The 7,471-nt window shown below is 64.8% G+C and carries 7 protein-coding genes; 3 read left to right on the forward strand and 4 right to left on the reverse strand.

Translation table 11 applies throughout. The annotated features are described in order from the left end of the window. Nucleotides 1-36 precede the first annotated feature (36 nt). The 3 genes from ACZO3G_RS10160 to pduL all read right to left on the reverse strand — a co-directional run bounded on the left by ACZO3G_RS10160 (nt 37) and on the right by pduL (nt 2,754). The gene (locus ACZO3G_RS10160; RefSeq protein ID WP_101552546.1) at nt 37-771 is read right to left on the reverse strand and encodes a DUF1638 domain-containing protein; all 735 of its coding nucleotides are present in this window, start codon (nt 769-771) and stop codon (nt 37-39) included. Further along, on the reverse strand, nt 768-2,093 hold the full coding sequence (locus ACZO3G_RS10165; RefSeq protein WP_242970874.1) for a sodium-dependent transporter: 1,326 nt from the start codon (nt 2,091-2,093) through the stop codon (nt 768-770). The genes ACZO3G_RS10160 and ACZO3G_RS10165 overlap by 4 nt, the downstream gene beginning before the upstream one ends. 88 nt (nt 2,094-2,181) lie before the next feature. Further along, nucleotides 2,182-2,754, reverse strand: a complete 573-nt coding sequence (gene pduL / locus ACZO3G_RS10170; protein WP_101552550.1) for a phosphate propanoyltransferase — start codon at nt 2,752-2,754, stop codon at nt 2,182-2,184. Nucleotides 2,755-2,904: 150 nt separating this feature from the next. Between pduL and ACZO3G_RS10175 the strand changes: the two genes are divergently transcribed. Next, nucleotides 2,905-3,465: a uracil-DNA glycosylase gene (locus ACZO3G_RS10175; RefSeq protein ID WP_276872798.1), complete on the forward strand. Its 561-nt coding sequence runs from the start codon at nt 2,905-2,907 to the stop codon at nt 3,463-3,465. A gap of 330 nt (nt 3,466-3,795) precedes the next feature. Here the strand turns inward: ACZO3G_RS10175 and ACZO3G_RS10180 are convergent, their stop codons facing one another. Then, on the reverse strand, nt 3,796-5,016 hold the full coding sequence (locus ACZO3G_RS10180) for an AfsR/SARP family transcriptional regulator (RefSeq protein ID WP_158595602.1): 1,221 nt from the start codon (nt 5,014-5,016) through the stop codon (nt 3,796-3,798). 270 nt (nt 5,017-5,286) lie between these two features. Between ACZO3G_RS10180 and ACZO3G_RS10185 the strand changes: the two genes are divergently transcribed. Together ACZO3G_RS10185 and ACZO3G_RS10190 are read left to right on the forward strand one after the other, a co-directional pair. Continuing rightward, nucleotides 5,287-6,213 carry a transglutaminase-like domain-containing protein gene (locus ACZO3G_RS10185; protein WP_276872796.1) on the forward strand — a complete coding sequence of 309 codons (927 nt, stop codon included), beginning with the start codon at nt 5,287-5,289 and terminating at the stop codon, nt 6,211-6,213. 19 nt (nt 6,214-6,232) lie between these two features. Continuing rightward, nucleotides 6,233-7,300, forward strand: coding sequence for a type II secretion system F family protein (locus ACZO3G_RS10190; protein ID WP_276872794.1), 1,068 nt, complete (start codon nt 6,233-6,235; stop codon nt 7,298-7,300). The last annotated feature ends 171 nt before the right edge of the window (nt 7,301-7,471 follow it).

The raw sequence follows: 7,471 nt of genomic DNA on the forward strand, positions 1-7,471 counted from the left end.
AAACGAAAAAAGGAGGCCGCCGGGCGGCCTCCTTTTTTATTCCGCTTTTACGATGTCCTCCCGCCAGCTCGGCGCGACCGCCCTCCCGGGCGGGCAGAGGAGGAACCGCGTTTCGTCCCACGCCCCCGCGAGCAGCGCGTCGAGCAGCCCGGCTCCCCCGGGGACCGCCTCGAACCGCCACCCGTATTCTACGGCCGCCTCCCGCGCGCGGCGGGCGTGCGCCGGGCTCGGGCAGGCGGGCGGATCGATGTAGATGCAGGTGTCATAGGCCGAGATCCACGCGTTCTCCTGCTCGAGCAGCCACGCGGCGTTGTCGGCGCCGTAGCGTTCGGCATACTCCCGCAGCTTCGCGTCGTACCAGGTGCGGGAGGGGGTCTTCGCAAAGTCGAGCCAGCCGGGCGTGTACCAGTAGATGCCGCCCCGGCTGTGGAAGTAGTCGAGGTAGCGCCGCTGGGAGCCGAGCAGGACCCCGATGCAGTCGTCGGTGCGGGGCAGCACAAGGGGCAGCCTCCCGGCGCGTACCCCCGCAAGCCCGCCGCCGCACAGCCCGTAGCAGAGCACAATCGCGTCGAGCCGGCCATCGGGCGGAGCCTGCGCGTCGGCGCGCTCGATCTCCGCGAGGGTTTCCGTAAGGCGGCGGCGCAGCTCATCGGGCGTGTCGTGCAGCCCCTGGGGAAGCCAGTGCGTCTCCACGGCGCTGCGGCTCTTTTCGGAAGCGGCGGTGAGCTCTCGGCGGAACACCTCGCAGGCGACCGCCGCCAGCCGCATCATCCGATGCCGCCGTAGGCGACGCCGAGCACCACCACGGCGGCGGCGAGGAAGACGTAGACGTATTTGGCGAGGAAGTCGAAGCCGCGCACGAGCGGTTTTTTCCTGCCGGTGGTCAGCTCCTTTTTGATGGCGGGCAGGCCGAGCACCCAGTAGATCATCACCGCGCCGAGCACCGCGCCGACCGGCACGATATAGATCGTGATCACGTCCATCCAGCTGCCGGTGTAGGGCTCGTACTCGATGAAGAGGCCGACCGCGAAGACGACCGCGCCGGTCAGCAGCACGGCCGGGGTGCGTCCGAGCCCAAACTGCCGCTGGACCGCCTCGGAGCAGACCTCCAGCATGTTGATGAGGGAGGTGACCCCGGCAAAGAGCACCGACAGGAAGAAGAGCACCGCGAAGAGCCGCCCGGCGGGCATCTGCGCGAAGACCTTGGGCAGCGTGATGAAGATGAGGGGCGGGCCCGCCTGCGGGTCGAGGCCGAAGGCGAAGACCGCCGGGATGACCGCCATGCCCGCGACGAGCGCGGCGGCGGTGTCGAGCAGGGCGGTGAGGGCCGAGGCATGGGGGATGTCCTCCGTTTTAGAGAGGTAGCTCCCGTAGATGATCATCCCCGAGCCGGTGATCGACAGGGAGAAGAACGCCTGTCCCATCGCCATGACCCAGGTGGTGGGATTGAGGAGTGCCTCCCACTGGGGGATGAAGAGGTATTTGTAGCCCTCCGACGCGCCGTCCAAAAAGCCGACGCGCACGGCGATCACGATGAAGAGGAGGAAGAAGGCGGGCATCATGACCTTGTTGACCTTTTCGATCCCCTTGATGATGCCGCTGACGAGGAAGAGCACGGTCAGCAGCACGACCGCCAGATGCCACGGCACGCTGCCGAACCGTCCGGTCGCCTGCGAAAAATAGGCGTCCGACGCGGTGGAGAAGAGCTCTCCGGTGGCCGCGCCCGCCATCGAGCGCAGCACCCAGCCGACGATGACCGCGTAGCCGATGGCGATGCCGAGCGACCCGAGCAGCGGGAACGCGCCGAGCAGCCTGCCGCCCCGTTTGCCGCGCGAACGCATCGCGTAGTCGTAGGAGCCGACCGGGCCGGTCCCGGTGAGCCGTCCGAGCGCGAACTCGCCCGACAGCCCCACAAGGCCGAAGAGCGCCACAAAGAGGAAATAGGGGATCAGAAACGCCGCGCCGCCGTATTTCCCCAACCGGTAGGGGAACATCCAGATGTTCCCCATGCCGATCGCCGAGCCGACCGACGCCAGGATGAACCCCAGACGGGTGCCAAAGGTGCCGTTCGGATTTTTGTTTGGTGCATCCATCTCATACCCTCCGATCATTCTGTTTTTCCCCGGGCGGGACAGAAAAAACCGCGGCAGGGGTCCTGCCGCGGTTTTCGGCTGCGAAATCTTACTTGACGACCTCGCCCCAGACCTCGCCGGAGCAGCCGGCCGCGTTGGCCTCGTCGGTGTCGATGTGCATCGCCGGGCGGAAGCTCGGGCTGACGCGGATGACCACGTCGCCGAAGACGAGCGCGCGGCCGGGGTTGTCGATCTTGACCGAAACGATCTCCTTGTCCTTGACGCCGATCTTCTCGGCGGTCTCGGGATCGAGGTGGACGTGGCGCTTGGCCGCGATGACGCCCTGCTTGAGCTCCACCTCGCCGCACGGGCCCACCAGCTTGCAGGGGGCGCTGTTCTCCACGTCGCCCGACTCGCGGACGGGCGGGGTGACGCCGAGCGTGCGCGCGTCGGTCAGCGCGATCTCCACCTGGGTGGAGGGGCGGCAGGGGCCGATGATCGACATGTTCAGCGTCTTCTTGGGGCCGACCACGTCGACGCGCTCCTCGCAGGCGTACTGTCCCGGCTGGGAGAGCTCTTTCTTATAGTGCAGCTTGGCGCCTTTGCCGAACAGCGTCTCGAGGTCCTCCTCGGTGACGTGCAGATGGCGCGCCGAAGTCTCAACGATAAATCTTTCAGACATTAACGGTTCCTCCATTTTGTGTAATTTTTTTACCGTATTCATTTTACGCCCTGCGGCGTTTTTTTTCAAGTAGCTTTGTTGCTGATTTCCGCTTCAATCTGTGCTATAATAGATACACTTTGCATATTCTGCCGCATGGGAGGGTCCGGAATGTATGAGAACTTCGACGAGCTGCGCGAGGCCGCGCTCGCCTGCCGCAACTGCAAACTCGCCGAGACGCGCCGCAACGTCGTCTTCGGCGCCGGCAACCCCGCCGCCAAGCTGATGTTTATCGGCGAGGGCCCCGGTGAAAACGAGGACCTCCAGGGGAAGCCGTTCGTCGGGCGGGGCGGGCAGCTGCTCGACCGGATGCTTTCCCATGTGGGCCTTTCGCGCGAGCGGGACGTCTACATCGCCAACATGGTCAAATGCCGCCCGCCCAAAAACCGCGACCCCGAGCGCGACGAGCTGGACGCCTGCATGGGCTGGCTGCGCAGCCAGGTGCGCCTCATCCGCCCCAAAATCATCGTCTGCCTCGGGCGGGTCGCCGGCTGCGCGCTCATCGACCCGGGCTTTAAGGTCACCCGCCAGCACGGCGAGTTCTTCGAAAAGAACGGCACCGTCATGATGGGCACCTTCCACCCCGCCGCGCTGCTGCGCAATCCCGCCAACACCCCCGGCGCCCTCGACGACTTTGTCCGCCTGCGCGAGAAGTACGACGAGCTCACTTAGGGGACGAGGAACGGGGGGACGGGTGGCTTGTTGATTAGGGGAACTTTCGGGAAAGTTCCCCTGAAACCCCTCAAAGCTTTTGGTTCAGGCGGACCGCCGCCCCCTCCCTCCGCCGCGCCCCGTGGCGGAAAGAAAAAGGCGGCCGCCCGGAGGGGCGGCCGCGTCTGTATGCAGTTGCCGGGTGGGGGCCCATGGGGGAGGGTCGCTGACCATCCCCCACGAGGCGCGCCGGACGGGCGTCGACGCGAAGCGCCGCTTCGACGCGCAGCGTCGAGCAGTCCCGCCCTTCCTGAAATGTACTTTTGGTCGGGAACCAAAAGTACGCGCGCCTCACATGATGGGATCGAGGGGCAAAAGCTTGCTGTGGATCTTGACGAGCTTGGAGGGGTGCTCGGCGCGGAAGCGTTTGACGATGCGGTCGAGCACCATCGAGCCGTTCTCAAAGGTGACGGTCGGCAGCATGAGCACATACTGGGTCGCGGAGAAGCGCGAGACGATGTCCCCCTTGCGCAGGCTGTTGCGGATCGTCTCGAGAAGCTGCTTCATCGTCTTGCCCAGCAGCTTGATCTCGGGCACGCCGTCGTGCATGTCGGTGACGGTGAGCAGGCCGATGAAGATCGACTGCCCGGTGCGCGCCGCGCTGCGCGCCTCGACGCGGTACATATTTTTGAACACCTCATATTCACAGTAATAGGCGCCCTTGACGAGGTTGGACTCGTTGAGATCCTCCTTGATGACCTGCAGGTCGGTCTCCACGCTGTTGACCGTCTTGCTGATCTCGCGGTAGAGGTTGCGCAGCGGCTCGCTCGGGCTGACCCCCAGCTCGCGGTAGAAGAGGTCGGTGACATAGTTGTAGTGGGAAAGGGCCTGCTGCTGCTTGCCCTGATGGATCATCGCGTCGATGAGGGTGATGTGCGCGCGCTCCTCGAACTGGTCGATGATAATCGCTTTCTGGGCGATCGTCTCGATCGACTGGTAATCGCCGCGCTTCTGGAGCAGCTGGCAGGACTCCTGCACGCACTTGAAATAGAGCGCGTGGAAATAGGTGCTCAGCGGCACCACCCACTCCTCGAAGTGGGAGCTGCTCAGGAAATCCCCCTTGTAAAGGTCGAGCGCCTCCAGGTAGATCCGCAGGCGTTCCTCCTCGGTCAGGTTCTTGTTGGACGCCTCGCCGTAGAGCCGTTCAAACTCCTCCGCGTCAACCGTGCAGTTGAGGCCCTCGTTCCACGAATAGCACCCGTGCTCGTAGACGATGACGTTCTTCGCGAAGGGGACGTTGTTGTTGGCAAAGAGGGTGCGGATGCGGTAGACGAGGTTTTTTAAGGCGTTTGCGGGCTGCTCGCTGTCGTTTTCCGACCAGAGCACCCGGATGAGCTCCTCGTTGGAGATCGTCTTGTGCCGGTAGGCGATGAGGTATTCCAGAAGACTCCAAACCTGATGGGTCCGCGCGGAAGAATCGCTGATTGTGACCTCCCCCATCGTGATATTGAAGCCACCCAGCATCTCAATCTGGATCGGGGAACCGTCGTAGTTCGGTACGCTTTCTGCCATGGATGCTCTCTCCTTATGTCGACATGGAAGGCATCTGCCCATCACGAGGAAATTTCCAGGGACTCCCGGGAATATCCAAGTTTCTCCTGTATTAACTATAACAATTTTCTTCAGAAATTACAATTAAAACTTTTCTTTTGTTCCCCCGTGATGTATAATAAGTATCACAATAACTGGAAATTTGTAATATTTTGAAGAAATGTGACTGATTGCCTGTCATTGCCCGCTCAAAAGCCGTTTTCAAAGCGGGAAGAAAGGAGGCGGGCCGTCGTGCAACCGATCTTTTGCCGGCTCCGGCGGCGCGCCCTGCGGCTCGCGCTGCTGCCGGCGGTTTTCCTCCTGCTGGCCGCCCTGTGCGCCCTGCCGGCGGACGCCGCGGCGCCCGCCGGGACCTATGTGCGCACCCCCGCCGCGCCCGGCACCGTCGTCCACAGCAACGCCAAGGCCGGCTTCGATGCCTCCAACGCCTCGCAGGGCTACATTATGGCCTGGTACGGCGGGTCCGCGGACAAGGTGAAGGTCCAGATCACGGGCGGCGGGAGCACCTATACCTACAACCTCAACACGGCGGGACGCAAGGAGGTGTTCCCGCTCACCATGGGGGACGGGTCCTACACCGTGGCGGTCTACGAACGCGTGACCGGCAACCAGTACGCGCTCGCCTACAGCAAACAGATCTCCGTCAAGCTGGAAAGCGCCTTCCTGCCCTTCCTCTATCCCAACCAGTATGTGAACTTCTCCGCGTCGAGCCGGACGGTGAGCGTCGCCGGCACCCTCGCCGCCGACGCGGCGGATCAGCTCGGGGTCGTCACAAATATTTACAACTATGTCATCAGCCACATCACTTATGACAGTTACAAGGCGGCGAACGTCCAGTCGGGCTATCTGCCGTCGGTCGACAGCACGCTGGCGGCCGGGACCGGCATCTGCTTCGACTACGCGGCGGTGATGGCCGCCATGCTCCGGTCCCAGCAGATCCCCACCCGGCTGGAGGTGGGGTACGTGTCGGGCGGGACCTACCACGCGTGGATCAGCACCTACATCGCCGAGGTGGGCTGGGTGGACGGCATCATCCAGTTCGACGGCAAGAGCTGGAAGCTGATGGACCCCACCTTCGCCTCCAACGGGGGAAGCAGCCCGGAGATCATGCAGTTCATCGGCAACGGGGCCAACTACCAGATGAAATACCGGTATTGACAATATAAGGGGTGACGTCATGGGCAACCAGAAAAACAGGCGAGCCGTCGAAACGCCGCTTTCCCCGCGGGAGCTTTCCGCCTTCTGCGCGCAGCTCGCGATGCTCGTCCGCTCGGGGATCCCCGCGGCGGAGGCCATTTCGATCATGCGGGGGGACGCGGGCGGCGGCCCGGGCGGGGAGCTGCTCGCCGCGATCGGCGAGCGGCTGGAGGACCGCGCCGCGCTCGGCACCGCGCTGGCGGAGGCGGGGGTGTTCCCGCGCTACTTCGTCAGCATGGTGGAGATCGGGGAGAGGTCCGGCCGCCTTGACGAGGTGCTCGACGCGCTGTGCGCCTACTATGAGCGGGAGGAGTCGGTGTCGGAGGGCATCCGCAGCGCCGTCGCCTATCCGCTCGTCATGATCGTCATGATGGCGCTCGTCGTCGGCGTGCTCGTCATCAAGGTCCTGCCCGTGTTCAGCGAGGTCTTCGTGGAGCTGGGCGGCGGGGCGTCGAGCTTTGCCGGACAGGTCATGCGCCTGGGCGCCGCCTCGGGGCGGATCGCCATCGCGCTGACCGCCGTCGTGCTGCTGCTGCTCGCCGCCTACCTTCTCATGCGCGCCTTCCCGGAGGGACGCGCCGCCCTCTCCCGGTGGAGCGCGGTCTTTCCGCTCACCCGCGGGATCTCGGCGCGCGTCGCCTCGGGCCGGTTCGCCTCCGCCATGGCGATGATGCTTTCGAGCGGGCTCGATTCCGACCAGTCGCTCGACATGGCCGTCCGCCTCCTCGACGAGGGGCCGATGCGCCGCAGGGCGGAGCGCTGCCGCGAGCTCGTCTCGGGCGGGGCCTCCTTTGCCGACGCGGTCAGCCAGGCGGGCATCTTCCCCGGCGTCTACGCGCGGATGGTGTCGGTCGGCTTTTCGACCGGCTCCGCCGACACGGTGCTGCGCAAGCTCGCCTCCCGCTACGAGGAGGAGGTCGACGCGCGGGTCGCGCGGATGCTCTCTGTGCTCGAGCCCACCCTCGTCGCCATCCTCGCCGTCGTGGTGGGGATCATCCTGCTGTCGGTCATGCTGCCCCTGATGGGCGTCATGTCCTCGATCGGCTGACGGGAGGCGCGTGATGAGACGCTTTGTTTCCAAACGCCGCCGTCCGCTCGCCGGGCTCCTGCTCCCGGCCGCCGCCACCCTGGTAATCATCGCGTTCGCCGCGTGGGGGGCCGACTCCGTCTCGGAGGCGGCGCGGGAGGAACAGCTCGGCGCCGTCCGCCGTTCGGTGAC

This window comes from Anaerotruncus sp. (assembly GCF_057433415.1).